27 protein-coding genes and 1 pseudogene are annotated in these 26122 nt (G+C 70.2%); 10 read left to right on the forward strand and 18 right to left on the reverse strand.

Features of this window, described 5'->3' with window-relative positions; genetic code table 11:
- Positions 1-305: 305 nt before the first annotated feature.
- Both eutC and ACX28W_RS41285 read right to left on the reverse strand, forming a co-directional pair.
- Positions 306-1079 (reverse strand): ethanolamine ammonia-lyase subunit EutC, encoded by a 774-nt coding sequence (gene eutC / locus ACX28W_RS41280; protein WP_459005262.1) that lies wholly within the window; start codon positions 1077-1079, stop codon positions 306-308.
- Complete coding sequence (locus ACX28W_RS41285; protein ID WP_459005263.1) at positions 1076-2470, reverse strand: ethanolamine ammonia-lyase subunit EutB; 1395 nt, start codon at positions 2468-2470, stop codon at positions 1076-1078. Before ACX28W_RS41285 ends, eutC begins: the two co-directional genes overlap by 4 nt.
- Positions 2471-2755: 285 nt before the next feature.
- On the opposite strand from ACX28W_RS41285, the gene ACX28W_RS41290 reads away from it, so the two are divergent.
- Together ACX28W_RS41290 and ACX28W_RS41295 are read left to right on the forward strand one after the other, a co-directional pair.
- Positions 2756-4276: an APC family permease gene (locus ACX28W_RS41290; RefSeq protein WP_459005264.1), complete on the forward strand. Its 1521-nt coding sequence runs from the start codon at positions 2756-2758 to the stop codon at positions 4274-4276.
- A 68-nt stretch (positions 4277-4344) separates the two neighbouring features.
- Complete coding sequence (locus ACX28W_RS41295) at positions 4345-4707, forward strand: hypothetical protein (protein ID WP_459005265.1); 363 nt, start codon at positions 4345-4347, stop codon at positions 4705-4707.
- A gap of 29 nt (positions 4708-4736) precedes the next feature.
- Here ACX28W_RS41295 and ACX28W_RS41300 read toward each other — a convergent pair whose 3' ends face one another.
- Positions 4737-5234 carry a GbsR/MarR family transcriptional regulator gene (locus tag ACX28W_RS41300; RefSeq protein WP_459005266.1) on the reverse strand — a complete coding sequence of 166 codons (498 nt, stop codon included), beginning with the start codon at positions 5232-5234 and terminating at the stop codon, positions 4737-4739.
- 103 nt (positions 5235-5337) lie between these two features.
- On the opposite strand from ACX28W_RS41300, the gene ACX28W_RS41305 reads away from it, so the two are divergent.
- From ACX28W_RS41305 to ACX28W_RS41315, 3 genes are read left to right on the forward strand one after another with little or no spacing between them, the layout of a single operon-like run.
- A complete protein-coding gene (locus ACX28W_RS41305) occupies positions 5338-6246 on the forward strand; it encodes an ABC transporter ATP-binding protein (RefSeq protein WP_459005267.1) in 909 nt (302 codons plus the stop codon).
- Positions 6243-7859: an ABC transporter permease gene (locus tag ACX28W_RS41310; RefSeq protein WP_459005268.1), complete on the forward strand. Its 1617-nt coding sequence runs from the start codon at positions 6243-6245 to the stop codon at positions 7857-7859. The genes ACX28W_RS41305 and ACX28W_RS41310 overlap by 4 nt, the downstream gene beginning before the upstream one ends.
- A gap of 43 nt (positions 7860-7902) precedes the next feature.
- A complete protein-coding gene (locus ACX28W_RS41315) occupies positions 7903-8127 on the forward strand; it encodes a hypothetical protein (protein ID WP_459005269.1) in 225 nt (74 codons plus the stop codon).
- 17 nt (positions 8128-8144) lie between these two features.
- Here the strand turns inward: ACX28W_RS41315 and ACX28W_RS41320 are convergent, their stop codons facing one another.
- Entirely contained in the window at positions 8145-8393 is a 249-nt protein-coding gene (locus ACX28W_RS41320) for a Uma2 family endonuclease (RefSeq protein WP_459005270.1), read from the reverse strand.
- 8 nt (positions 8394-8401) lie between these two features.
- Between ACX28W_RS41320 and ACX28W_RS41325 the strand changes: the two are divergent.
- A pseudogene (locus ACX28W_RS41325) lies at positions 8402-8788 on the forward strand (mycothiol transferase); the annotation flags it as partial.
- A gap of 495 nt (positions 8789-9283) precedes the next feature.
- On the opposite strand, the gene ACX28W_RS41330 reads toward ACX28W_RS41325, so the two are convergent.
- Entirely contained in the window at positions 9284-10570 is a 1287-nt protein-coding gene (locus ACX28W_RS41330; protein ID WP_459005271.1) for a helix-turn-helix domain-containing protein, read from the reverse strand.
- Positions 10571-10812: 242 nt separating this feature from the next.
- On the opposite strand from ACX28W_RS41330, the gene ACX28W_RS41335 reads away from it, so the two are divergent.
- Complete coding sequence (locus tag ACX28W_RS41335) at positions 10813-11250, forward strand: glycine-rich domain-containing protein (protein WP_459005272.1); 438 nt, start codon at positions 10813-10815, stop codon at positions 11248-11250.
- A 157-nt stretch (positions 11251-11407) separates the two neighbouring features.
- Positions 11408-12082 (forward strand): class I SAM-dependent methyltransferase, encoded by a 675-nt coding sequence (locus ACX28W_RS41340; protein WP_459005273.1) that lies wholly within the window; start codon positions 11408-11410, stop codon positions 12080-12082.
- Positions 12083-12084: 2 nt separating this feature from the next.
- Here the strand turns inward: ACX28W_RS41340 and ACX28W_RS41345 are convergent, their stop codons facing one another.
- Both ACX28W_RS41345 and ACX28W_RS41350 read right to left on the reverse strand, forming a co-directional pair.
- The gene (locus ACX28W_RS41345) at positions 12085-12294 is read right to left on the reverse strand and encodes a DUF397 domain-containing protein (protein ID WP_459005274.1); all 210 of its coding nucleotides are present in this window, start codon (positions 12292-12294) and stop codon (positions 12085-12087) included.
- Entirely contained in the window at positions 12291-13160 is an 870-nt protein-coding gene (locus tag ACX28W_RS41350) for a helix-turn-helix domain-containing protein (protein WP_459005275.1), read from the reverse strand. The genes ACX28W_RS41345 and ACX28W_RS41350 overlap by 4 nt, the downstream gene beginning before the upstream one ends.
- Positions 13161-13332: 172 nt before the next feature.
- On the opposite strand from ACX28W_RS41350, the gene ACX28W_RS41355 reads away from it, so the two are divergent.
- Both ACX28W_RS41355 and ACX28W_RS41360 read left to right on the forward strand, forming a co-directional pair.
- Positions 13333-13812, forward strand: coding sequence for an ATP-binding protein (locus tag ACX28W_RS41355; protein ID WP_459005276.1), 480 nt, complete (start codon positions 13333-13335; stop codon positions 13810-13812).
- 1 nt (position 13813) lies between these two features.
- Positions 13814-14164: a hypothetical protein gene (locus tag ACX28W_RS41360; protein WP_459005277.1), complete on the forward strand. Its 351-nt coding sequence runs from the start codon at positions 13814-13816 to the stop codon at positions 14162-14164.
- A gap of 8 nt (positions 14165-14172) precedes the next feature.
- On the opposite strand, the gene ACX28W_RS41365 is transcribed toward ACX28W_RS41360, so the two are convergent.
- The 11 genes from ACX28W_RS41365 to ACX28W_RS41415 all read right to left on the reverse strand — a co-directional run bounded on the left by ACX28W_RS41365 (position 14173) and on the right by ACX28W_RS41415 (position 25895).
- Positions 14173-15405, reverse strand: a complete 1233-nt coding sequence (locus tag ACX28W_RS41365) for a cytochrome P450 (RefSeq protein WP_459005278.1) — start codon at positions 15403-15405, stop codon at positions 14173-14175.
- Between the two features lie 89 nt (positions 15406-15494).
- On the reverse strand, positions 15495-16169 hold the full coding sequence (locus ACX28W_RS41370; protein WP_459005279.1) for a response regulator: 675 nt from the start codon (positions 16167-16169) through the stop codon (positions 15495-15497).
- Complete coding sequence (locus ACX28W_RS41375; protein WP_459005280.1) at positions 16166-17518, reverse strand: sensor histidine kinase; 1353 nt, start codon at positions 17516-17518, stop codon at positions 16166-16168. Before ACX28W_RS41375 ends, ACX28W_RS41370 begins: the two co-directional genes overlap by 4 nt.
- Positions 17519-17641: 123 nt before the next feature.
- Positions 17642-18520, reverse strand: a complete 879-nt coding sequence (locus ACX28W_RS41380) for an alpha/beta hydrolase (protein ID WP_459005281.1) — start codon at positions 18518-18520, stop codon at positions 17642-17644.
- A gap of 373 nt (positions 18521-18893) precedes the next feature.
- Positions 18894-20078, reverse strand: coding sequence for a kynureninase (gene kynU / locus ACX28W_RS41385; protein ID WP_459005282.1), 1185 nt, complete (start codon positions 20076-20078; stop codon positions 18894-18896).
- Positions 20071-20916 (reverse strand): tryptophan 2,3-dioxygenase family protein, encoded by an 846-nt coding sequence (locus ACX28W_RS41390; RefSeq protein ID WP_459005283.1) that lies wholly within the window; start codon positions 20914-20916, stop codon positions 20071-20073. Before ACX28W_RS41390 ends, kynU begins: the two co-directional genes overlap by 8 nt.
- Before the next feature lie 165 nt (positions 20917-21081).
- Positions 21082-21495 carry a DUF3151 domain-containing protein gene (locus tag ACX28W_RS41395; protein WP_362069203.1) on the reverse strand — a complete coding sequence of 138 codons (414 nt, stop codon included), beginning with the start codon at positions 21493-21495 and terminating at the stop codon, positions 21082-21084.
- 241 nt (positions 21496-21736) lie between these two features.
- Positions 21737-23302 (reverse strand): MFS transporter, encoded by a 1566-nt coding sequence (locus ACX28W_RS41400; protein ID WP_459005284.1) that lies wholly within the window; start codon positions 23300-23302, stop codon positions 21737-21739.
- 71 nt (positions 23303-23373) lie between these two features.
- A complete protein-coding gene (gene fbaA / locus ACX28W_RS41405) occupies positions 23374-24396 on the reverse strand; it encodes a class II fructose-bisphosphate aldolase (RefSeq protein ID WP_459005285.1) in 1023 nt (340 codons plus the stop codon).
- A gap of 136 nt (positions 24397-24532) precedes the next feature.
- Positions 24533-25081, reverse strand: coding sequence for an orotate phosphoribosyltransferase (gene pyrE / locus ACX28W_RS41410; protein WP_459005286.1), 549 nt, complete (start codon positions 25079-25081; stop codon positions 24533-24535).
- A 10-nt stretch (positions 25082-25091) separates the two neighbouring features.
- Complete coding sequence (locus tag ACX28W_RS41415) at positions 25092-25895, reverse strand: aldose epimerase family protein (protein ID WP_459005287.1); 804 nt, start codon at positions 25893-25895, stop codon at positions 25092-25094.
- Positions 25896-26122 lie beyond the last annotated feature (227 nt).

The raw sequence follows: 26122 nt of genomic DNA on the forward strand, positions 1-26122 counted from the left end.
GCCCCTACCCGTCCCATCCTCCCGGGGCTCCGCCCCGGACCCCGCCAAGGGGCTGCCGCCCCCTGGACCCCCGCTCGCCCGAAGGGCTCGTGCTCAAACGCCGGACGGGCTGAAGATCGCCACCCGGCACCAAAACCACCAAGCCCGTCGACCGAACCGCCAAGCCCTCAGCTGAACCTTCAAGCCCGCCCGGGGCATCCAGCCCGTCCGGCGTTTGAGGACGAGGCCGTTCAGGCCGAACGGGGGTCTGGGGGCGGAGCCCCCAAGTACGGATGGGACGGGTAGGGGCGGCGGGGGCGAGGAAACTACGTCGGCGGCAGCACCCCGTCCCCCGACTCGTCCTTCAAAGCCACCCCCGTACGACCGAGCTCCCGCGCCCGCCGCGTCAGCTCCGTCAGCTTGGCGGCAGCCGCCTCATGGGTCAGGCCCAACGGCGGGCGGATGTTGGAGAGACAGTTACGGTCGGCGTCCGTGGTATGGCCCGGGCGGGGCTCGTAGGTCAGGTACGCGCCCAGCGAGTCCGCGGCGGACATGCCGGGCCGCTCCCCGATGAGGACAACGGCCATGGCGGCACCCAGCGCGTGCGCGATGTCGTCGCCCAGAGCCACCCGGGCCTGTTCGGCGAGGACCACCGGGGCCACCTGCCAGTCCGGCGGGAGCCGGTCCGTCGTCGCGCGGACCACCGCCGCCGCATGCTCGTGCACCGCCCGGCTGGACAGCCCGTCGGCGACCACGAACACCACGTCCCAGCCGCCGCGCGGCAGATGCGCCCGGTCGATGTCGTGCAACCGGCGTCCGAGGTCGGGGCGCTGCAGATACGTGAGCCGGTCGGGAGCGGCACTGCGCACCCGTATCGTCGGCACACCCGTCAGCGCGGACGCCACCACGTCCGGGTCGAAGGGTGAGTGCACCGCGTCCCGCGCGGCGGCGTGCGCGGCCTGCAGCTCCAGCCGGTGCCGCGTGGGCAACGCCGAGCCCGCCCGCCCGAGCCCGATACGGGCCTGGGTGTGCCGGCGCAGGGAATTCCAGAGGTCGGCGTCCGACTCCCCGGCCTCTCTCACCAGTTGACGTTCCGTCATGCCGCCAAACCCCGCCCGATCGCCGTCAACGGATGCCCCGTACCCGCCACGTCCCGTATCCCGCCCCCGTTGTCCAGTAGTCCGCTCCGCTCCAGCCACGCCTCGAACTCCGGTGCGGGCCGCAGCCCGAGCACCTCGCGGAGGTACAACGCGTCGTGATAGGAGGCCGATTGGTAGTTGAGCATGATGTCGTCGCCGCCCGGTGTGCAGATGACGAAGGAGGCTCCGGCGACGCCGAGCACGGTGAGCATCGTGGCGATGTCGTCGTCATCGGCGTCGGCGTGGTTGGTGTAGCAGATGTCGAGGCCCATTGGGAGGCCGAGGAGTTTGCCGCAGAAGTGGTCCTCCAGGGCGGCGCGGAGGATCTGGCGGCCGTCGTACAGGTACTCGGGGCCGATGAAGCCGACGACCGTGTTCACGAGCAGCGGGTCGTAGCGGCGGGCGACCGCGTACGCCCGTGCCTCCACCGTCTGCTGGTCCACCCCGTGGTGCGCGTCGGCGGACAGCGCGCTGCCCTGGCCGGTCTCGAAGTACAGGGCGTTGGAACCTACCGTCCCCCTGCCCAGCGCGCCCGCCGCCTCGTACGCCTCGTCGAGCAGGCCGAGCGTGACGCCGAAGGAGGCGTTCGCGGCCTGCGTACCGGCGATGGACTGGAAGACGAGGTCGACAGGGGCGCCGCGTTCCATGAGGTCGATGCTCGTCGTGACGTGGCACAGAACGCAGGACTGGGTGGGGATCGCGTAGCGCTGGATCACGCCGTCCAGGAGCTCCAGCAGGTCCCGTACCGCCTTCGGGCTGTCCGTCGCCGGGTTGATGCCGATGACCGCGTCGCCCGAGCCGAGGAGCAGGCCGTCGAGCAGGGCGGCCGCCACGCCCGCCGGGTCGTCGGTGGGGTGGTTGGGCTGGAGTCGGGTCGCCAGGCGTCCCGGCAGGCCGATCGTGGAGCGGAAGGCGGTGACGACCCGTACCTTGCGGGCGACGGCCACCAGGTCCGCGTTGCCCATCAGCTTGGACACCGCGGCCACCATCTCGGGCGTCAGCCCGGGGGCCAGCGCGGCGAGCGCTGTCGCGTCCGCCGCCGTGGACAGCAGCCACTCGCGGAACTCCCCCACGCTGAGCCCGGCCACGGGGGCGAAGGCCACGGCGTCATGGCTGTCCATGATGAGCCGGGTCACGTCGTCGTCCTCGTACGGGATCACCGGCTCGGCGAGGAACCGCGCGAGCGGGACCTCGGCGAGTGCCCACCGCGCGGCGACGCGCGCCTGCGCGGACTCGGCGGCGAGCCCGGCGAGGCGGTCGCCGGAACGCTCGGGGCTCGCGGCGGCGAGCAGCCGGGCCAGTCCGTCGAACCGGTGGGTCCGGCCGCCGAGGGTGGCGGTGTAGGTGGTCATGCGTCTCCGTCGGCCTCCATCGATCCCCGTCGGCCTCCGTCGGCCTCCGTCGATCTCCATCGATCTACGTTCGGGTTCCTCCCGGCGACCGTACGGAGGGGTGCGGGGGCCGGTCCACGTCCGGCCGGAGAGTTAACGCAGACGTTCGTTCCCGCGCCGACCTAAAGGTCTGGTTGACAAGCATTTAACGCTCCGACCGGCGAGACGACTCATTCGGCCAGCAGGATTCCGGCTCGTCGCACACCACCGATCACCGACTGAGCACATGCGGAAAGGGGCCACCTGATGGCAGTACAAGAGGGCGTGGCCCCTGAGGCGCCGGGCGCGGCGGACGCGGACGGAGGGGTCGTCCACCGGCTGAAGCCGAACGCGATCGGGTTGCTCGGTGTGGTCTTCATGGCCATCGCCACGGCCGCCCCGATCACCGCCATGACGGGCAACGTGCCCTTCATGGTCTCTGCCGGAAACGGCATCGGCGCCCCGGCGAGCTATCTCGTCGCAATGGTCGTCCTGGCGATCTTTGCGGTCGGCTTCACCTCGATGGCGAAGCACATCACCTCCACCGGAGCCTTCTACGGCTTCATCTCCTACGGCCTCGGCCGCACCGCCGGTCTCGCCTCGGGCCTCCTGGCGACCTTCGCGTACGTCGTGTTCGAGCCGGCCCTGATCGGCATCTTCTCGACCTTCGCCACCACAACCCTCAACGACCAGACAGGACTTGACGTCCCCTGGTGGGCCTTCGCGATCCTGATGCTGGCCGTCAACGCCACGGGTACGTGGTTCGGGGTGACGGTCGCCGAGAAGCTGCTCGTCGTGCTGCTGGCCACCGAGGTGACGATCCTGGCCGCCATGGCGATCTCCGTCGCCCTGCACGGCGGCGGCCCGAACGGCTTCACCTTCGGCCCGGTCAACCCGGTCAACGCCTTCCAGGGCACCAGCGCCGGGCTCGGCCTCTTCTTCGCCTTCTGGTCCTGGGTCGGCTTCGAGTCCACCGCGATGTACGGCGAGGAGTCCCGCGATCCGAAGAAGATCATCCCCAAGGCGACGATGATCAGCGTCCTGGGCGTCGGCGTCTTCTACGTCTTCGTCTCCTGGATGGCCATCACCGGCAACGGCGAGGCGGAGGCCGTGAACGCTGCTTCTTCGGCGAACCCGCTGGCATTGTTCTTCAACCCCACCGAGCGCTACGTCGGCCACTGGGCCGTCGACGTCATGCAGTGGCTGATGATCACCGGCTCGCTGGCCTGCGGCATGGCCTTCCACAACTGCGCGGCCCGTTACATGTACGCGCTGGGCCGTGAGGGCGTACTCCCGTCACTCCAGCGCACGATCGGCCGTACACACCCCAAGCACGGCTCCCCGCACATCGCGGGCCTCGTCCAGACGGTCGTCAGCGCCGTCCTGATCGGCGCCTTCTGGATCGCCGGCAAGGACCCGTACACCGGCACGTACGTCCTGCTCGCCATCCTCGGCACGATGGCCATCCTCGTCGTGCAGGCCGTCTGCTCCTTCGCGGTCCTCGCCTACTTCCGCACCCACCACCCCGAGAGCAGGCACTGGTTCAAGACCTTCACCGCCCCGCTCCTCGGCGGCCTCGCGATGCTCGGCGTGGTGGTCCTGCTGGTGTCCAACATGGGGGCCGCGGCGGGTACGGAGTCCGACTCCCTCGTACTGAAGGCCACCCCCTGGATCGTCGCCCTGATCGCGGTCGGCGGCGTGGCGTACGCGACGTACCTGAAGCGCCGGGCTCCGGAGCGGTACGCGCTGCTGGGGCGGACGGTGCTGGAGGAGACGAAGGAGCGGTAGTCCCCGCTTCCATCGGAGAAGTGCACGGGGCAGGCGCCATGGCGGGCGCCCCGTGCGAGGATGCGCGGATGGTCAGTGACGCCGAATGGACGCGGATACGAAGCGGACTGCGCTTCGGACAGGTCCTCACCGGCACCGTCGTGCGGGTTCCCCGGCCCGGGGCCATCGGCATCTTCGTGGACGTCGGGCTTGAGGTGGGCGGCTTCGTCGACATGGCCATCCTTCCCCAACCGGCCGAACGATGGCCCGCGGAAGGCACCGTCACCTCGTTCGAGGTGTGGTGGGCGGACGACCGGCACCAGCTGCGGCTGAAACCGGCGGATCCGGCCTACCTGTGCGACGACTTCGACGAGTTCGTGGCGCGGTACCGGCCGGCTTGGCCCTCGCAAGTGGGGCAACCTGTCGAGCCCTCCCCGGGGGCCGACGAGTAAGTCCCGTCGCACGCCTCACGCCTCACGCCTCAGTCCTCGCCGAAGACCTTCTCCCGATGGACGCGCCAGCGGTCCATCATCTTGGCGATCTCGCCGTCGATGAACTCGAAGAAGGCGAGGGTCTCGGCGATGCGGCGTCCCGCCGGGGTGTCGCGTCCCAGGCTCTCGACACCCTCGCGCAGGGCGTACTCCCAGCGCTTGAGGACCGCCTCGCGGTTGGTCAGGGCCTCGTACCACTGGTCGCTGTGCACGCGGTAGCGCTCGCGCCGTGAGCCGGGTTCGCGCTCACGCGAGACCATGTGCTGCTGCGCGAGATAACGCACCGCGCCGGAGACCGCGGCCGGACTGATCCGCAACTGCTCGCCGAGCTCGGCGGAGGTCATGGTGCCCGCGTCGGAGGCGAGCAGCGCCGCGAAGACGCGGGCCGCCATCCGCTGCATCCCCGCCTGGACCAGCTGTGCCGCGAAGCCTTCGACGAACTTGGAGACCGCTTCCGAGTCCCGCGCCGCCCCAGTGGGTTGGGTCATCCCTGGATCATCTCCCCTGCTCGCGCACCGCCCTCTAGTGTATCCGGCGTTTTTACGTTTCCTTAACTTCACAAATTTGTGAAGCACGCGTACGTTCTAAATCATGACGAAGGCAATCACCGTCTCCGGACTGCACAAGTCGTTCGGTAAGACACATGCACTGGACGGACTCGACCTGGACGTCGAGACCGGTGAGGTGCACGGCTTCCTCGGCCCGAACGGCGCCGGGAAGTCCACCACCATCCGCGTCCTGCTCGGCCTGCTGCGCGCCGACTCGGGTGCGGTGCAGCTGCTGGGCCGGGATCCCTGGGCGGACGCGGTGGAGCTGCACCGCCGGGTCGCCTACGTGCCCGGCGATGTGACGCTGTGGCGCAACCTGTCCGGCGGCGAGGTCATCGACCTGTACGGGCGGCTGCGCGGCGGACTCGACCCGGCACGCCGGGCGGACCTCGTCGAACGGTTCGAGCTGGACCCCACCAAGAAGGGCCGCACGTACTCCAAGGGCAACCGCCAGAAGGTCGCCCTCGTCGCCGCCTTCGCCTCCGACGTCGACCTGCTGATCCTGGACGAACCGACCTCCGGCCTCGACCCGCTGATGGAGGAGGTCTTCCAGAGCTGCGTCGAGGAGGAGCGCGACCGCGGCCGGACCATCCTTCTCTCCTCGCACATCCTCAGCGAGGTCGAGGAGCTGTGCGACCGGGTCAGCATCATCCGCAAGGGCCGGACGGTGGAGAGCGGTTCACTCGCCCAACTGCGCCATCTGACCCGTACCAGCGTCACCGCCGAACTCGCCGGCCCGCCCAACGGGTTGTCGCATCTGCCCGGCGTGCACGATCTCGACGTACAGGGGCGGCGGGTCAAGCTCCAGGTCGACACCGACAAGCTGGACGCCGTACTGCGCTCGCTGACCGACTCGGGCGTACGGTCCCTGACCTCGACCCCGCCCACCCTGGAGGAGCTGTTCCTGCGGCACTACCAGGACGACGTACGCACGGAGGCGATGGCGCGATGACCGCCCTGGCCGCCGACACCCGGTTCGCCTCTCGGCACGGCGGGACGCGTCAACTCGCCGGTACGGGCACGCTGCTGAGGTTCGCGCTGCGCCGGGACCGGGTGATGATCCCGCTGTGGGTGGGCGTCATCGGTCTGATGGTGCTCTCGATGCCCAACTCGCTGAAGACCGTCTACAGCACCGCCGCCGAACGCGCCGACGTCGCCGAGCAGATGCTCACCAACAGCTCGCTACGCGCCACGTACGGCCCCGTGTTCAGCGACTCGCTCGGCGGACTCACGGCCTGGCGCATCGGCGCCTACGCCGGACTCTTCGCCGCGATCATGAGCCTGCTCATCGTCGTACGGCACACCCGGGACGAGGAGGAGAGCGGACGCCAGGAACTCATCTCGACGGGGGTGGTGGGGCGTCGGGCCCCGCTGACCTCGGCGCTGCTGGCGGCGCTCGTCGCCAACGGCGTGCTCGGGCTGCTGATCGCGGGCGGGCTCGCCGGGCAGGGCGGCGCCGGGGCGCTGGTGCTGGGGCTCGGCACGGCGGGTGTCGGCATGGTCTTCGCCACGATGGCGGCGATCGTCGCGCAGTTCACGGAGAGCGCGCGGCTCGCGAAGGGCCTGACCGGCGGACTGCTCGGCGCGGCCTTCGTCCTGAAGGCGGCCGGCGACTCGTCGACGACGGACGGCTCCTCACCGCTCACCTGGATCTCTCCCATCGGCTGGCTGGAGAACCTCCGCTCCTTCGCGGACGAACGCTGGTGGGTGCTGCTGCTGTTCATCGCGGCGGTCGTGGTGCAGGGCGCGGTCGCCTACGAGCTCGCCGGGCGGCGCGACGTCGGCATGAGCTTCCTGCCGACCCGGCCCGGTCCGGCGGTGGGGCGGCTGGGCACCGCCTGGGCGCTGGCCTGGCGGTTGCAGCGGGGCGCCGTGCTCGGCTGGAGCCTCGGGTTCCTCGCGGCCGGGGCCGCCTTCGGCGGGATGACGAAGGGGGCGGCGGATCTCGTCGGCGACAACGACAAGACCCGCGAGATCATCGAACGGATGGGCGGGCAGTCCGGGATCACCGACGCGTTCCTCGCCGCGATGGTCGGCATGCTGGGGATGGTCGCCGCGCTGTACGTCGTCTCGTCCGTGCTGCGGCTGCACGGCGAGGAGACCTCCCAGCGCGCCGAACCGGTGCTCGCGAACGCGGTCGGCCGGCTGCGGTGGGCCTCCGGCCACCTCGTCATCGCCTTCGGTGGCGCGGTCCTGATCATGCTGCTGGGCGGGCTGGGACTGGCGCTCGGTTACGGCGACGAGTTCGGCCCGGTCCTCGGTGCCTGTCTGGTCCAGGTCCCGGCGATCTGGACCCTGGGCGCACTGGCCGTCCTGCTGTACGGGCTCTCGCCCCAACTGGCCCCGGGCGCTTGGGGCGCGGCGGGCCTCGCCCTCCTGCTGGGCTGGATCGGGCCCGCCCTGAACATCCCCCGGTCCGTCATGAACCTCTCCCCCTTCGGGCACCTCCCGAAGCTGCCGGGCGGGGAGATGGCGTGGACGCCGGTGGTTCTTCTGACGGGGATCGCGGTGGCGCTGGTGGCGGCCGGGCTCACGGGGTTGCGACGGCGGGACGTGGGGGCGTGAGACTTCCGGCAACCGCCGGGTGGGACGACGCGTCCCTGGGGGCATGGGGCAACGTTTGCAAGCAGCCGGCGGGTGTCTGGTCGTCTTCGCCGGGGCGGGGGCCGGGCTCGCGGTGTGGTTCGTGCGGGCACGGGGGCGATGGCACGAGTTCGAGGCGGGGCCCAACTGGTCTTTGCTCTACGCCGAGTTGCCGCTCTTCGTCATCGGCGGGACGGCCGCGGCCCTGGCCGTATGGGCGGTGGCGGACCGGCTCGGGTCACGACGGTAGGCGTCCGTCCGGCGCGGTCAGTCGGCGTACTGCTTGAGTTCTTCGGTGTCGAGCTCGATGCCGATGGGCTCCGGGAGTGAGAGCTTCGCACCGAAGGGCTTCTTGTCGGTACTGCGGTACCCGACACCCGGGGCCGGATCGCCGTACAGAGTGACCGAGCAGTCGTCACGGTCGATCAGCAGGTAGTACGGGATCCCGGCGTCGGCGTAACCGAGGGGCTTCTCCTCACGGTGACGCCGGTGGGTGTCCGCGTCGTGCGAGGTCACCTCGACCCCCGCCGCCCTGGTGGTATACGGAGGACACAGAAGCCAACGCGGACATGTGGGCCACTGCGGATGAGGCACGCAAAGAGATCGTTGGGCTGTATCACCAGGCGTGGGAGCACTCCAACAGCACGATTGCGACGCTGACGCTTGACGCGATCGGTCACGTCCCGTGGTGGCCGGAGGAACGGCGAGAGGTGACACTGCACCACATCCTGGTACGCGTGATCTCCGATACCCAGCGGCATGCCGACCACGCCGACATTGTGCGAGAGCTCATCGACGGAACTGTCGGGTACTTGAAGGGCAACGACAACATGCCACCAGGAGATCAGGCATGGTGGGCGAACCACCGGCACCGACTGGAGCGCGTGGCGCAGGAAGTCGGCAACGGCTGATCTCGCCGTGCTGTCGCCGACCCACCGGCGCCGGGCTCGACCATGCGCCGCTGCTTCTCCCGCGGCTGCGGCCACTGACCGTCCAGAGCCCGCCTAACCATCCGCCAGGTGACGTTGTACGTGCGCTGAAGCACCCGCAACGACATCCCCATCCGGTGATCCCGGCGGCTGGCAGCGATTCGAGCAGATACCGCGGCTGTGAACCAGTCGCTCGGAGCGCCTGCCGGAAACCGGGGGCGAGGCCCGCAGCGTATGCAGATGCTGTTGGCGAATCTGGTCGGCGGTGTCTCCCCCACCCCATGGGTGCCGGAAACCGCCAACACTTTGCGCAAAAGTGTTGGCGGTTTCCGAGAAGGATCCCCTGCAGCGGATTCGCCAACAGCGTCCTTATGTATGGAAGGCCCTACAAAACGACAGCCTCTATGGGGAAGACAGCGACAGCTGACCCGAATAGGCCCTGTCGCGCGTCAGCCGTCGCTCTGAGACGGCCGACGCTCAGCTGCGGACGCTGGTCGCCGCAGCCAGCTCGCGGACACCGCTCACTCGCGGATGCCGTGAGGACAGGTCGCTGACGATCTGACGGATTGCCGGGCGGTCGAGGACCTCTCCGGGGGAGATGCGGACGGCGGAAAGCAACTCGTGGGCGGTCTGCTCCGGTTTGCCCCACTGCCACCACGCACGGCCGAGATCGGTATGCATCCGCCCCTTGCGCTCTGCGGTGGGGAACTGGTCCGGGTGCAGCGCCCGACCTGTCTTGAGGGCAGCCCCAGCGTCACCCAGCGCCCAGTGAACGCCGACCTCGTAGAGATCGACGGCTGCCGGCGTGATGGGGAACAAACGGCCTGCCGGGACTTGCTGCGGGAGATCGCGCGCGGCTCGAGACGCCGCGCGGATCATGGTCAGCGCCTGGTCCCGGTCCCCGGCCCGCGCCGCCGTGTACGAGGTGGTGCACAGCATCTGGGCGTAGGCAGCTGACTGGGCCGGGGTCGTCAGCCCGGTGGCCTCGACCTGGGCGGCAGCGCTAAGGATCAGGTGCTGAGCGGCCCCGGGCTGGTCCTGGTGGCGCAGGACGATACTCAGTTCCCGGGCGGCAGCGGCGGCGGCCAGCGGGGAGCCGGAGAGCTCCGCATAGACGGTGGCGCGGTCCGCGGTGAGCCGCGCCCGGTCGTAACGGCCAATCTTGACGAGGAGCCGGGCGGCCAGGCTGTAGCAAGACGAAAGCCGCGCGTGGGCGAGGTCGTTCCGGGACCGGGCGGCATCGTGGGCGTCGGCAAGGAGCCCCGGCAGCGCTTTGAGAAGGTCGGCGTGCCTGCCCGCATCGAAGAGGGATCGTGCCCACGCCAGGCGGGTATCGAGTGGTACGGCCGAGCCGGTCGGGGCAGGTGTGATCGCTAAGGCGTCGTCCACGCCGGCGAGAAGCTGGGCAGGGGCCGCCAGCCCGGCGGCCGCAAGCAGTGTCCGGCGGCGCATGGGGTCCTCCTTGGCGCAACGTGGACCATCGGCCGCCACTCTAGTGGCTTGGAGCAGGTTCAATCCGAGTGCCGCACCCAAGACGTGCGGCGGCACGCCGACCTCTTGGGCAGCCCGACGCAGAAGGCGCAAGTCAGCCGTTCTGCTGCCGCGTTGCTCCATCCGGGAGACGGTGGAGGCGGAGCAGCCAAGGCGTGCCCCGAGGTCGGCTTGCCGCCATCCCCGGCCGACTCGGCCCATGCGGATGAGCCCTCCGGGATCTTGGTGGTCGACGAGCGTACGGGCCTTGGTGGAACTCCACAGCGGGTCCATGGGCGCAACGCGCCTCCCTTCCCCAAGCTCTCGGCTTCGCTCGACCAGGGGAGACCCCATCGCCGGGGCCGGGCTAATCCACGGTAGCGAGCGAGCGAAGGGGCGTCGATGGCGCGTGCAGGACCTGCAAATGGCGTGCAAGACAAGACAGTTGATCACTGCCCGTCGCCGTCCGACGGTGTCCTTCGAATGCGGGCCTGCTCTGGGTGGCAGGCCCCGACGACGCAATGGAGGGCAGCGTGATGGCAGCAGTGGAGACCAAGGTCCGAGACCCCCGGGACTACGTGAAGCGCAACGTGTGGGACCGGGAGATCCAGCTCCTGATGCGAGATCACCCCGTGGACGAGGTGATGGCCAACCGGCTGTTCGGCGCGGCGGTCTCGTACCTGATCACGGCCATGGAGAAGTGGGGACAGGAACTGGAGATGTGCTGCGGTCGTCTGGTCGACCTGGCGGTCCACGTCTTCATCCTGGACACCAGGAACTACCGCGAGTTCTGCGCGGAGCACTTCGACGGCAAGTTCCTGGAGCACATCCCGGAGATCGAGTTCAAGTACGACGGCTCCGTGGAGCGCACCGCGCAGATCATCGCGGACGCGGGCTTCGACGTGGACTGGAAGCTCTGGGAACGGGACTACGGCAAGTGCGGGCCGTGCAGTCCGGGGGCGAACTGCCACTGATCTCAAGCGGTCGGGTCCGGGGGCGTCACAGACGCTCCCGGACCTCTTCGCGTGCGCATCCCGGTGAAGTGCTGCCATTCACTCACGCGCGGGAGAGAGTCCCGATACGGTGTCCCGCTCAAGGGATACCGGTCACTCCACCCTCCCGAGGAGCTTCATGCCCCACGCGCCCATGACACCGGCCGAGTACTGGGACAGGTACAAGCCCTACAAAGGCGGGGGCACCCAACCGGCGCCGCAGGCCGACCGGTTCGACTGGACGCAGTATCCCGGGCACGGGCCCGGGACCGAAGTCCTCGGCAGTCCCCGCCGCGCGCTGGAACTCGGGCCGGCGGAGGGCAAGGAGGCCGCCCACCTGGCCCGCCGGGGCGTCGACGTGACCGGCGTCGATTTCTCCCCCGTCCAGGTCGAGCGGGCCCGCGCCTGGTGGAAAGACGCTCCTGGGCTGTCCTTCATCCAAGGCGAGGCATGCGCCTACCTCTCATCGGCCCCTGCGGAGTACGACGCGATCTATTCGGTATGGGGTGCGGTGTGGTTCACGGACCCCGAGGACCTGTTCCCGTGCGTCTTCAAGCGACTGACCCCCGGCGGGGTCTTCGCGTTCTCCCAGGCCGAACCGGTCACCGGTTCCTACGGCCCTCAGCAGATGCGGGGCAAGTGGCTCGAAGGTCGCGAGCGCGAGCTGACCGTACTTCGCTGGCAGTACGCCCCCGAGATGTGGGCGGACATCCTGAAGCGACACGGCTTCACCGACATTGACACGCAGGTACTCAAGGCCCCGGAACCGGGAAACCTGGGCACGCTCATGGTGCGCGCTCACGCACCCGCGTAGGGTCAGCCCCGGGTGACGCGGCCGAACTCGTCGGCCCGCGCGCCGGTGACGAACGCGTGCCAGCCTTCACGGGAGACAGCGAGCAAGGGCCCGCCCTGCTGCTTGCTGTCCCGTACGGCACGGCCGCCGGTGGTTGTGGCGGCAACCTCGACGCAGTTGCCCTCCCCTGCGGAGTACGACGACTTCCGGAAGGTGCTTACGACCTCGGTCACGATGCGTCTTCCTTGCTGCTTCGCAGTGCGCTCCGGATCAGTCGCGCACTTGCGTCCGGTGCCAGTGCTGCCGATCGTAGTTCGTCGTACGCGTTGGCGTAAGCAGCGAGATCCTCGGGAGCCTCAAGGACCGAAGTACCCCGCAGGTTCTCCAGGGTTACGGCTTCGACGGTCGGCTCGGAGTCGAAGCTGAAGGACGAGAAGGCATACGTGGAGCCCGCCACGGCTCCCGCGCTGAACGGCAGCACCTGCACGGTCACGTTCTTCCGCTTCCCGGCCTCAAGAATCGCGGACAGCTGTTCCCGGTGAATCTCGACGCTCACCAACGGGTGTGCGATGACCGCTTCCCAGAGGATGGCGGCGTACGTCGCTCCGTCATCCCCGATCTTTACCTGCCGCCCCTCGCGCACCTTCACCAACTGGGCGACCCGGTCAGGAGCGATGTAGTGAGGAGTCGCCACGATAACCGCCTCCGCATAGGCCGGAGTTTGCAGCAGTCCCGGCATCAGGACCGGCTGCCACTCCCGGATGTACGTCGCGTCGTCCTCCAGCGCGATGTGGTCGAGGTAGTCCGGCCGCAGGTGCGCGGCATGTTCGAGCCACCAGCCACGGTGACCACTGTTCTTCGCGAGCCACACAAGGTGCTCGCGTTCCTTCTCGTCGTCAACTCCGTACCTGTCCAGGAGCAGGAGGACTTCCGCAGGTTTCGCGGTGGTGATGCCGTCTTCCATGCGGCTGATCTTGGATCGCGATCCGTAGATGAAGGCAGCCGCCTGCGCCTGATCGAACCCGGCGCTGGTCCTGTGGCGCTGCATCTTGCGGCCGAACCGCCTGCTGCGCACAGTCGGCTTCCCACCTGCGGGCATGTCGCCGCCTCCCTCTCCTGACCACTCGGACTGCCAAGTCTGCCCGCTCGACAGGCTCTTGTAGGCCACGTCACACGATAGCGGTAACTCATGCACGTGTGCATCAGATCCTGTTGCACGAGTGGGAATTCGAGCCCTAGCCTCAGTGCACGCGCCGCTGTACGGCGTGAACGTGACCGAGCGTCAGGGGTACACCGCCATGCCCGAACCCGCCTCAGCGCAGCTCCATCAGCCCCACCGAGCCACCACCTTTCGCATCCCCAAGCACACGAGAAACGTCCCCGACGCCCGCGCCCAGATCCGCAAAGTGCTGGCGGACTGGGGCATCCCCGGCGACCTCTCCCTCGACGTCGCCCTTGTGGCCACGGAGTTGGTCACCAACGCCGTGCGGCACTGTCAGGTCGCGTTCGCCCTGGTCGAGGTGTCCTTGTCCCTCCGGGATGACCATCTGCTGCTTGAGGTGTCCGATCCCGACAAGGAGAGGGTTCCGGCCCGGCGCTCCGCCGACCAACAGGACGAGGACGGACGGGGGTTGGCCGTGGTCGCCGCGCTGGCCGAGCAATGGGGTTACGACTTACGCCGGTTCACCAAGCGCGGGTGGGCCACCTTTCCTATGCCAGAGGGCCCGCCAACCTCCCACCAGGAGCCGTGACATGGGCAACCCCATCGCCCGGCTGGCCGCCAAGCTGGTCACCGTACTGTTACCCCGTCCACAGAAGCCAGGCCCGCACGCGGCACCGAACCCCCCGGCCGTCACCGTCACCCAGGCGCCGCGCGTTCCGGACCCGTATGTCTGGAGCATGCCGAACCCACGCGAGGCACGCTGGCGGCGCTGGCGCAGACGGACACAGCGCTTCCCCTCGCCGGGCCGGACGCCCCTGCTCCTACCCGACGAAGAGTGCTGGCAGCCGGCCGTGCGCATCCCGCCCAGCCCTGCGGGGTGGTGGGAAGCGACAGACGACGTCGTACGTCTCTACGTACTCCAGGATTCCCCAGACCCGTGACCCCGTGATCACCCGACTTCGACGCTCAGGCCCTCCAGTCCCCTGATCACGAAGTTCGGCTTCCGAGTCGGCTCCGCCGCCGGCGCCAGCATCGGCGCCCGCTCCAGCAGCGCGCCCATGGACGCCGCCAGCTCGATCCTCGCCAGCGGTGCGCCGATGCAGTAGTGGATGCCCGCCGAGAAGGAGATGTGCGGGTTGTCCTTGCGGGTCAGGTCCAGTTGTCCGGGGTTCTCGAAGACCTCCGGGTCGTGGTTGGCGGAGCCGAAGAGCATCGCGATTTCCGCGCCCCTCGGGATCACCGTGCCGTCGATCTCGATCTCGTCCAGGACCCAGCGCTCGAAGAGCTGGAGCGGGGTGTCGTAACGCATCAGCTCTTCCACGGCGGACGGGATCAGGGAGTGATCCGCGCGCAGGGCCGACAGTTGGTCCGGGTTGCGGAACAGGGCCCACCAGCCGTTCACCGTCGCGTTGACCGTGGCCTCGTGGCCGGCGTTCAGCAGCAGCACACAGGTCGAGATCATCTCTTGCTCGGTGAGGCGGTCACCCTCGTCGTACGCCGTGATCAGGCCCGAGATCAGGTCGTCGCCCGGCTCCTTGCGACGGGCCTCGATCAGCTTCTGGAGATACTCCGTGAACTCGACCGACGCCCGGACCGCCTTCGCCGCCGTCTCCTCCGACGGACTCAACTCGTACATCCCGCAGATGTCCGCCGACCAGGGGCGAAGCTGGGCGCGGTCCGACTCCGGGATGCCCAGCATCTCGGCGATCACGGCCACCGGGAGCGGCTCCGCCACGTCCGTCAGCAGGTCACCGCCGCCCGCCTCGACCAGGCCGGCCACCAGCTCGTTCGCCAGACCGTGCACATACGGCTTGAGCTGCTCCACCGTGCGCGGCGTGAACGCCTTCGACACCAGCCGTCGGATCCGCGTGTGGTCCGGCGGCTCCAGGTCGAGCATCCCGTGGTCGTTGAGGACGTGGAACGGCTCGTGCTCGGGCGGGGGTGCCGTCCGGCCGAAGTCCTCGTGCGTGAAGCGGTGCTGGTACGTCCGGCCCAGGCGCCGGTCCCGCAGCAGCGCCGACACGTCCGCGTGGTGCGGGATCAGCCACTGGTCGGTGGGCTCGTAGTGGACCACCCGACCGCGCTCGCGCAGCTCCGCGTACGCGGGGTACGGGTTCGCCACGAACTCCGGGTTCCAGGGATCGAAGGTCAGAGGGGACTGCGAGGTGTGCGACGGTGCCATGGGCGGACGCTAGCCCGACTCGGCCCCGCTGAACAGGGGTGTCTCGGCGGGCGGGCCCCCGTCCGTCCCCTCCCCCCAGGGCCCTGTCGTCATCTGGGGGTGATCAGCCGCGCCTCGTAGGCGAACACCGCCGCCTGCGTACGGTCCCGCAGTCCCAGCTTCACCAGGATGCGGCTCACATGGGTCTTGATCGTGGACTCGGCGACGAACAGCCGCGCGGCGATCTCCGCGTTCGACAGACCTTGTGCGATGAGGACCAGCACCTCCGTCTCGCGCTCGGTCAGGTCACCGTAGGCCGCATGTGCCGTGGCGGAGAGCCGAGGGGCCTCCGCGAGCTTGGAGAACTCGGTGATCAGCCGCTTGGTGACGGAGGGCGCGAGCAGCGCTTCCCCGGCCGCCACCACCCTCACCCCGTCGGCGAGCTGGCGCGCCGAGGCGTCCTTGAGCAGGAACCCGGAGGCTCCCGCGCGCAGCGCCTGGTACACGTACTCGTCGAGGTCGAACGTCGTCAGGACCAGCACCTTCGCGGCGCTGTCCGCGGCGACGATCTCCCGGGTCGCCTCGATGCCGTTCATCTCCGGCATACGGATGTCCATCAGCACGACGTCCGGGCCGAGCTCGCGGACCCGCTCGACCGCGTCCCGGCCGTTGACCGCCTCGCCGACCACCTCGATGTCCGGCATGGCGCCCAGCAGCACGGAGAAGCCCTCGCGGACCATCACCTGGTCATCGGCTATCAGGACGCGGATGGTGCCGTTCGTCATCCGGTTTCCTCCACCGTCGGCACCGGCAGAAACACCGCCACCTCGTATCCCCCGTCGTCCGTCTCGCCCGCTGTCATCTCTCCGTCCAGCATCGTGACCCGCTCGCGCATGCCGGTGATGCCGTGCCCCGCGCCGTGGGTGGACTTCACCAGCGTGGTGGCCGGCGCGGGGTCGTTGACTATGCGCAGGCCGAGCCCGCCGAGGACGTAGCCGATCTCCACGCGGGCCGTCGCGCCCGGCGCGTGCCGCAGGGTGTTGCTCAGCGCTTCCTGGACTATGCGGTACGCCGACAGCTCGACGCCCTGCGGGAGTTCACGCACCGCGCCCGTGACCGCCTTCTCGACGGTCAGGCCCGCGTCCCGCACATTGGCGAGGAGCGCGTCGAGGTCGGCGAGGGTGGGCTGCGGGGCGTCCGGAGCCTCGTAGTCCTCGGCCCGCACGACCCCGAGGACGCGGCGCAGCTCGGTGAGCGCCGCCACCGCGTTCTCCCGGATGGTGACGAAGGCCTGCTCCAGCTCCGGCGGCGGGTTCTCCACCCGGTAGGGGGCGGCCTCCGCCTGGATGGCGACCACCGACATGTGGTGGGCGACCACGTCGTGCAGCTCGCGGGCGATCGTCGTGCGCTCCTCGAGGAGGGTGCGCTTGGAACGCTCCTGCGCCGTCTCCGACTGGTGGGCGGTCACCTCCTGCTCCGCCTCGCGGCGTATGTGCAGGACAGTGACGACCAGGAGGGCCAGGGCGGAGAGGAACAGCAGCGACACCGTATTGGTGCCGTAGTAGCGGCCCGATCCGAAGAACGTCTCGACGATCACCCCGTACACCGCGGTCAGCACCCACATCCATGCGGCGATGCGGGGGCGCGTCCGCAGCGCCACGACCGTCAGCACCGTCACGTGGGCGATGAAGCTGCCCGGCAGCCATGGCCATTCGCTCCAGGAGCTGCTGAACACGGCGGCGACGGGTGTCGCCGCGAGCGAGAACCAGAAGGCACCGACCGGCCGGACCAAGGTCAGCAGGACCGGGAACAGCGCGAGGAGGGCACACAGCAGCGCCCCGAAATTGCCCGTGCCGTCACCGTCGGCGTAGACGTAGGCCGCGACCATCGCCAGCAGGCCGCCCGCCGCCACCGCCGCGTGCGGGGTCCAGGCCGCGTACTGCCTCAGCCCCTCGGGCAGGCGTCGGGTGAGCGGGCCGTCCACCCGCATCCGCGGCAGCGGACGGTAGGCGAAGGCGTCGTGGAACAGGTCCTGCCGCAGCCCGCGCAAGGCGTCCGCGGCCAGCCGGAACTCCGGGCTGCGTGGCTTGGCCCCGCCCGGCGGCGTCATCTGCGTCTGGGTCGTCTCGGTCACGTTCAAAACGGTAGGCCGTCGAGTGGGTCGTGGTCGTCACCAGTGAGAGGGTCCTGCCGGATCCCTCTCAGGTACTACGGGTATCCCTAGGGGGCGGCCGAGAGACACCGGGGCTCAGTATGACTACCAGGCCAGTTGGGCGATCTCCTCCGCCACGACCGCGCACGCGTCCGCCGCCGGGTCGATCAGGGGGAAGTGGCCGACGCCATCGAGGAGTGTCAGGCCGACCACCTCACCCGCCCTCGCCGCCGCGTCGGCGTACGACTCGGCCACCGCCTGGGGCACGACCACGTCGGTGCGGCCCTGCACGAGGGTCGTGGCGATACCGGTGGGGAGGAGGAACGCGGGGTCGGCGTACGGCTGGCGTTCCGCGAACTTGCCCTCGCCGCCGAGGAGTTGGCCGGACGCCCCGGAGCAGACATCCAGCTTCTCGGCGACCCGGAAGTCCGCGATCGGGGCGAGGGCGACGACGCCGCGCAGCGGGGCGGGGCGGTCGGTGCGCCAGGGGGCGTCGGCGGGCAGGACATGGCGCGCGGCGGCCCACAGGGCGAGGTGGCCGCCCGCGGAGTGGCCGGTGATCACCGTACGGCGGAGGTCTGCCTGCGGCAGGTTCTCGCGTACGAGTGCGGGCAGCGCGTCGAGCGCGGCCGCGATGTCGTCGAACGTGTCCGGCCAGCGGCCCGCGACCGGGCCCTTGCCGCCCTGTGCGGGGATCGTGGCGCCCCGGCGGTACTCGACGTTGGCCACGGCGAAGCCGCGGCGGGCCAGGAAGTCCGCGAACGGGGTGATGTGCCGGCGGTCGTACGGGGCGCGCCAGGCGCCGCCGTGCAGGACGATCACGAGCGGGGCGGGGACGTCCGGGTCCGGCTCGCGCGGGGTGTAGAAGTCGATCACCTGGTCGGGGTGGTCGCCGTACGCGGCGGTGGCGTCGGGGTCGACGGGCGGGTGAGAGAAGGCCGAGGCCTCTTCGGCGGCGTCCCGTGCCGCGGCGTCGTCCGGCATGCTCCAACCTCTCTGCGGTGAAAAGGATTTGGCGGACCAGGGGAGATATTCGGCCGTTGGCGGGGACGGTATCAGGCCCGTGACGTGCGTCTACACGCGGATGTCACGCTCGGTGAGGGGGCAACGGTAGGACGACGGTGTGCCGGGGTGGTCCCCTCCGGGGTGGGTTTCGCCCCCGCCGCCCCTACCCTCCCCCAAGCTCTCGGCTTCGCTCGAGCAGGGGGGACCCCCATCATCCGTTCCTGGGGGCTCCGCCCCCAGACCCCCGCCAGGGGCGCTGCGCCCCCTGGACCCCCGCCATGGCCCGAAGGGCTCGTCCTCAAACGCCGGACGGGCTGAAGGGCGAGGACCGGGTCCAGAGGGCCGAGAACCCCTACGTCAGCGTCTCCCCCAGCACCCTCGCCGCGCGCTCCACGTCCCCGAATCCCACGTACAGCGGGGTGAAGCCGAAGCGCAGGATGTCGGGGTGGCGGAAGTCGCCCACGACGCCCCGTTCGATCAGGCGTCGCATCACCTCGCCGGCGTCCGCGCACCGCAGGGCGACCTGGCTGCCCCGCTCCTCGTGGGCGGAGGGAGTCACGGACTCCACGCGGCCCTCGGGGGCATACGCCGAGACGCACTCCAGGAAGAAGTCGGTGAGGGCGAGCGACTTGGTGCGGACCGAGTCGATCGAGACGCCCTCCCACACCTCCAGAGCGGCTTCCAGGGCCAGCATCGACAGGATGTCCGGCGTGCCCACACGGCCCCGCAGCGCGCCCGGAGCGGGGGCGTACGACGGGCTCATGCCGAAGGGGTCCGCGTGGGAGTTCCAGCCGGGGAGCGGGGAGTCGAAGCGGTCCTGCAGGGCGGCGCGGACGTAGAGGTACGCGGGTGAGCCCGGCCCCCCGTTCAGGTACTTGTACGTGCAGCCGACCGCCAGATCGACCCCGTGGGCGTCGAGGCCCACCGGCAGGGCGCCCGCGCTGTGGCACAGGTCCCAGACCGCCAGCGCGCCCGCGTCGTGGATCGCGGACGTCAGGGACGGGAGGTCGTGCAGGCGGCCCGTGCGGTAGTCGACGTGGTTCAGCAGGACCGCCGCCGTACGGGAGCCCACCGCACCCGGCACCTCCGACGGTTCCAGCGGACGCAGCTCGCAGCCCGTCAGGCGGGCCGCGGACTCCGCGATGTATCCGTCCGTCGGGAACGTCGTCGCGTCGACGACGATCTCGTCCCGGCCCTCACCGGCCAGGCGCACCGCCCCCACCAGCGCCTTGAAGACGTTCACGCTCGTCGAATCGCCCACCACGATCTGGCCGGGTGCCGCCCCGACCAGCGGAGCGATCCGGTCGCCGATCCGCTCCGGCGCCGTCCACCAGCCGCTCTCGTCCCAGGAACGGATACGGAGCTGACCCCACTGGCGGCGTACGACGTCCTCGACCCGCCCGGGGACACCCACCGGCAGCGCGCCGAGCGAGTTCCCGTCCAGGTACACCACGTCGTCCAGTACGAACTGCTCGCGCAGCTTGGCGAGTTCGTCGACCGCGTCCAGCTCGGCGGCGACATCACGCAGCTCAGACATGGGACCTCGCCGTCCACAGCTCGGGGAACACGTTCTTCTGCGCGCGCTTCTCGAGCCAGGCCACCCCGGCGGAGCCGCCCGTGCCCGCCTTCGCGCCCATCGCGCGACGGGTGGCGACGAGATGGTCGTTGCGCCAGCGCCACACCAGCTCGGCGACGTCCGTCAGCGCCTCGCCGAGACGGGCGAGTTCGTCGCTCTCGTCGCCCGCGTACAGGCGCGTCCACACCTCTTCCACCTCCGGCGAGGGGGCGTAGCGCACGGACACGTCCCGCTCCAGCACGGACGCCGGGATCGCGTGCCCGCGCCGTGCCAGCAGCCGCAGCACCTCGTCGTAGAGGCTCGGCTCGTGCAGGGCCTTCTCCAGCTCGGCGTGCACGCGCGGCGCGCCCCGGTGCGGGACGAGCATGGACGAGGACTTCTCGCCGAGCAGGAACTCCATCCGGCGGTACATCGCGGACTGGAAGCCGGAGCCCTCGCCGAGGGCGGAGCGGTACGAGTTGAACTGGGCCGGCGTGAGCTGCGACAGCGGGCGCCAGGACGCGTTCAGCGCTTCCAGCTCCCGTACGGACCGCTTCAGCGCGGCCACCGCCGTCGGGATGTCGTCGCCACGCAGGGCCTGCGCCGCGGTCTCCCACTCGTGGACGATGACCGTGAACCACAGCTCCATGACCTGGGTGGTCACCAGGAAGACCATCTCTCCGGGGTCGTCGGAGCGGGTGTGCTGGAGGTGGGTCAGGACGTCCGCCTGGACGTAGTCCTCGTACGGGGTGGTTCCTGCGAAGTCGAGATGCGGGGTCTCGGGCTCCGAAGCCTCTTCGGGCTGAGCCTGGTGGGACATCGCTGTCTCCTGTTGCGTACTCCGGGTAGCGGTCCGCCCCTGCCGATTCCGACACGGGGGCCCCGGTCCCCATCGGGCATCCTCCGCAATCGTCCCCCGAAAGCGCAAGGTCCGCCTGGTCACATCGACCAGGCGGACCTTATTGCCTGCATGAACGGCGAGGACTCAGCCCAGCGTCTGCGCCGCCGTCGGCGAGGAGTCCTTCAGGAACTGGCTGCAGCGCTGGTACTCCTCCTGCTCGCCGATCGCCTGCGCGGCGCGGGCGAGGGCGTGCAGGGCGCGCAGGAAGCCGCGGTTCGGCTCGTGCTCCCAGGGCACCGGGCCGTGGCCCTTCCAGCCGCTGCGGCGCAGGGCGTCCAGGCCCCGGTGGTAGCCGGTACGCGCGTAGGCGTACGACTCGACGACGCTGCCCCGCTCGTACGCCTCGTCGGCCAGCTGGGCCCAGGCGAGCGAGGAGGTCGGGTACTTGGCGGCGACATCGGCGGGCGCCGTGCCGTTCGCGAGGAGCTCGCGCGGCTCCGGGTCGTCGGGCAGGTGGGTCGGGGGCGGGCCCCCGAGGAGGTTCTCGTGAATCGTCATGGGTTCCAGTCTGCGGCATCCCTCCGGGGGGTACGCAGGGGTGGGGTACCGGTCGGCGGGGGTGGCGGCCGGGGTGGGTGTGGGCGTCCCCCGGGGGCTGCCGTCCCCGGCCCGCCGCTTCGGCCCGGACGGACTCGTCCTCCGTCGCCGGACAGGCTGAAGATTGCCGCCCGGCGCTGAAAAGGCATGCTCGGGATCAGCTGAAACCCGCGTCACATATCCGAACCCTGGGCCGAAAACCTCACTTGCCCGGACCCGGCGGCGAACCCGGCGTCGACCTTGGCACCGCACCCGGCACCGCACCCGGCACCGCGCCCGAAAGCTTCGGCCCGGGCTCCAGCGGTGGCGCCAGCACACTGCCGTGGGTAAGGCACTCGGGGTGCCGGCAGTCGGGCGGCAGACGGCGTACGGTCGCGAAGGCCAGCGCCGCCCCGACGACGAGGACGCCCGCGCACAGCGGCATCGCCCGCCGGAAGGCGGCGTTGAAGGCGTCCGCCGAGAGGTACGCCTCCGGCCCCATCCCGGCCAGCAGCGGCAGCGCGGCCACGGCGATCAGCCCGGCCGCCCGCGCCGCCGCGTTGTTGATCCCACTGGCCAGACCGGCCCGCGCGGTGTCCACGGAGGCGAGGACGGTGGCGGTCAGCGGCGCGACCAGCGTCACCATGCCCGCGCCCATGACGAGGAGCGCGGGCAGGACGTCGACGACGTACGAGGCGTCCGGCCCCACCCGCACCATCAGCAGCATCCCGGCCGCGCACAGCAGCGGCCCGACCGTGAGCGGGATGCGCGGGCCGATGCGCTGGGCGAGCTCGCCGGAGCGGGCGGAGAAGAGCAGCATCAGGATGGTCGTGGGCAGCAGTGCCGTACCGGCGCCGAGGGCGGAGTAGCCCGACACGACCTGGAGCTGGAGCGCGGTCAGGAAGAAGAAGCCGGAGAAGGCCGCGTACACGCACAGGGTGACGAGATTGACCGCCGTGAACTGGCGCGACGCGAAGATGTCGAGCGGCATCATCGGATCCGGGCGGCGCCGCTCGACGTACACGAAGGCGACCCCCGCCACCACGCCCGCGACCGCCGTCACCGGGACGAGCACGGCACCGCTCGGGGCCTCGATCAGGGCGTACGTCACCAGGGCGAGCGAGATCGCGCCGAGGGCCGCGCCGAGCACGTCGAAGCCGCGGCCGTGGGCTCGGCCGTCAGCCGACTCGGGGACGTACCGCAGGGCGATGGGCACGCACACCAGCGCCACCGGGATGTTCAGCAGGAAGACCCAGCGCCAGCCGGGGCCGTCCACCAGCCAGCCGCCCAGGAACGGGCCGACCGCCGCGCCGGCGCCGCCGAGGCCCGACCACAGGCCGACGGCCCTGGCCCGGTCGTCCGGGTGGAAGGACGCCTGGATGAGCGCCAGCGAACCGGGCGTCAGCAGCGCGCCCCCGATGCCCTGCAACGCGCGGGCCGCGATCAGCACGCCCCCGGTCGGCGCGAGCCCGCACAGCAGCGAGGCGAGGGCGAACCACACCACGCCGACGACGAAGACCTTGCGACGCCCGAAACGGTCGCCGAGCGAGCCGCCCAGCAGGATCAGGCCCGCGAGGGTCAGCATGTACGCGTTGACGGTCCACTGGAGGGCGGCCAGGCTCGCGTCCAGGTCACGGCCGATGCGTGGCAGTGCCACATTGACGACCGTCGAGTCCAGCATGGCCATGCTGGAGCCGAGGACAGTCGTCAGCAGGATCCACTTGCCCGTGGGGCTCGCGATCCGTACGGCCGGTTTCTCGCCCGATCTCTCCTGCGGAGGAACAGCCATACCTCGCAGCATACGGAAGGGCCCGGCACCACGAGGGTGCCGAGCCCGAACCGGAAACTACGCCTGGATGACTACTTGAGCTTCGTGCCCGTGGAACGCAGCGCCGCGCACGCCTCGGTCACGCGCTTGGCCATGCCGGCCTCGGCGAGCTTGCCCCAGGTGCGCGGGTCGTACTTCGACTTCGTGCCGACCTCGCCGTCGACCTTCAGGACGCCGTCGTAGTTGCGGAACATGTGGTCCGCTACGGGGCGCGTGAAGGCGTACTGGGTGTCGGTGTCGAGGTTCATCTTCACGACGCCGTTCTCCAGCGCGGTGGCGATCTCCTCGGCGGTGGAGCCGGAGCCGCCGTGGAAGACGAAGTCGAACGGGGACGCCTTGCCGTACTTGGCGCCGACGCCCGCCTGGAGGTCCTTGAGGAGCTCGGGGCGCAGGACGACGTTGCCGGGCTTGTAGACGCCGTGCACGTTGCCGAAGGAGGCGGCGAGCAGGTAGCGGCCCCTCTCGCCCAGGCCGAGGGCCTCGGCGGTGCGCAGCGCGTCGTCGACGGTGGTGTACAGCTCGTCGTTGATCTCGTGGCTGACGCCGTCCTCCTCGCCACCGGTCGGGGTGATCTCGACCTCGAGGATGATCTTCGCGGCGGCGGCCTTCGCGAGCAGTTCCTGGCCGATGGCCAGGTTGTCGGCGAGGGTCTCGGCGGAGCCGTCCCACATGTGCGACTGGAACAGCGGGTTCTCGCCCTTGGCGACGCGCTCGGCGGAGATGTCGAGCAGCGGACGCACATACGTGGCCAGCTTGTCCTTGGGACAGTGGTCCGTGTGCAGCGCGACCGTGATGTCGTACTTGGCGGCGACGATGTGCGCGAACTCGGCGAGCGCGACCGCGCCGGTCACCATGTCCTTGTTGTGCTGGCCGCCCAGGAACTCCGCGCCGCCGGTGGACATCTGGATGATGCCGTCGCTCTCCGCCTCCGCGAAGCCGCGCAGCGCAGCGTGCAGGGTCTGGGACGAGGTCACGTTGATGGCCGGGTAGGCGAACTTGCCTGCCTTCGCCCGGTCGAGCATCTCGTTGTAGACCTCGGGGGTTGCGATGGGCATCTGTCCGCTCCTTGTATGTGCGGGTGGCGTTCTGCTGCTTACGGCCCTGACCTAGGGGGCGACGTCATCGTCATCCCCATCTTTCCAGACTTGACCCGATGCTTCGGCCACCGTGTCCGAGACTCGTCGGTAACCGTCAGTCCAGGCCGAGCTCGTCCTTGGAGTACGCGAAGAGGTACGGCACCCCGGCGCCCGCCTCGATCTTCTCGGCGGCGCCGGTGGCGCGGTCGACGATCGTCGCGACGCCGACGACCTCGGCGCCGGCCTCGCGCACCGCTTCCACGGCGGTGAGCGGGGAACCGCCGGTGGTGGAGGTGTCCTCGACGACGAGCACGCGTCGGCCGCTGATCTCCGGGCCCTCGACGCGACGCTGCAGGCCGTGCGCCTTGGCGGCCTTGCGTACGACGAAGGCGTCGAGGCGCTTTCCGCGCGCGGCGGCGGCGTGCAGCATGGCCGCGGCGACGGGGTCGGCGCCCATCGTGAGCCCGCCCACCGCGTCGAAGTCCAGCTCGGCGGTCAGGTCGAGCAGCACCTGACCGACGAGCGGCGCGGCTTCGCCGTCGAGGGTGATGCGGCGCAGGTCGACGTAGTAGTCCGCCTCGAGACCCGACGACAGGGTCACCTTGCCGTGCACCACGGCCTTGTCCTTGATCTGCTGCAGCAGCGCGCCGCGTACGTCACTCATGTCCGCAAGCTTAGAGGCGCCGCCAGCTCCAGGTCATCGTCGCCTCCAGGGGCTCGATGGGGGTGACCAGACGGGGGTGGGTGTTGAGGCCGTTGGGAGGACCCGTCTGCGGCTCCACGCACACCGCGGCCTCCTGCTCGTCGTACACCACGACCCACTCCTCGCGGCTGGCGACCTCCAGCTCGAGCTGTCCGGGCCAGGTCAGCGTGACGTCGACTCCGTCGGGCATGCCGAAGCAGTCGTCCCAGGGGCTGGGGCGAGGATCGACGCGGCGGCCGGTGGGCAGGTGGTCGTCGCCCCGCTCCTCCTGCCAGGCGGGGTGGAAGTCGAGGCGGACGCTCTCCTCTCCCCGGTCGTCCTGTCCCAGGGTCCGGTTGAACCACGGGTGCCAGCCGATCTGGGCGGGGAAGGAGTCCTCGTACGTCTCCACGGACATGGTGAGCGTGAAGGTGTCCTCGGTCAGGGTGAACGCCTGGGTGACGCGGCCCGAGTGGGGCCAGGGGTCGACGAGGTCGTACGTCATCACGGCCTCGTTCTTGGTGGTGCGGGCGGTGTTCCAGGCGCCGTCGCGGACGGTGCCGTGGATGGCGTGCGGTGGGGAGTTGAGCGGCATTTGCTGGACGGTGGGGCCGTCCAGGAAGCGGCCTTCGCGGATTCTTCCGCACCATGGGGCCATCGGGAAGCAGCCGAACTTCTCGCCCTGCCGCAGCAGTTCGACGCCGCCGACCCTCAGACTCCCGACCCGTCCGCCGTTGCCCGGCGTGACGGTCACCTCCGCGTCGCCCGCGGTCAGCGTGATGTCTTCGTTACTCACGGAGTTGACCCTACTGGGCCGGGATCCCCTGTCCTGCGGAGACGCCAAGGGTTTCTCGCCCCCGCCGCCCCTACCCGTCCCATCCTTGGGGGCTCCGCCCCCAAACCCCCGCCAGGGGCGCTGCGCCCCCTGGACCCCCGCCAGGCATCCCAGCCCGTCCGGCGTTTGAGGACGAGGCCGTCCAGGCCGAACGGGGGTCTGGGGGCGGAGCCCCCAGGTAGGGATGG

The sequence above is a fragment of the Streptomyces sp. SD15 genome (assembly GCF_054462255.1).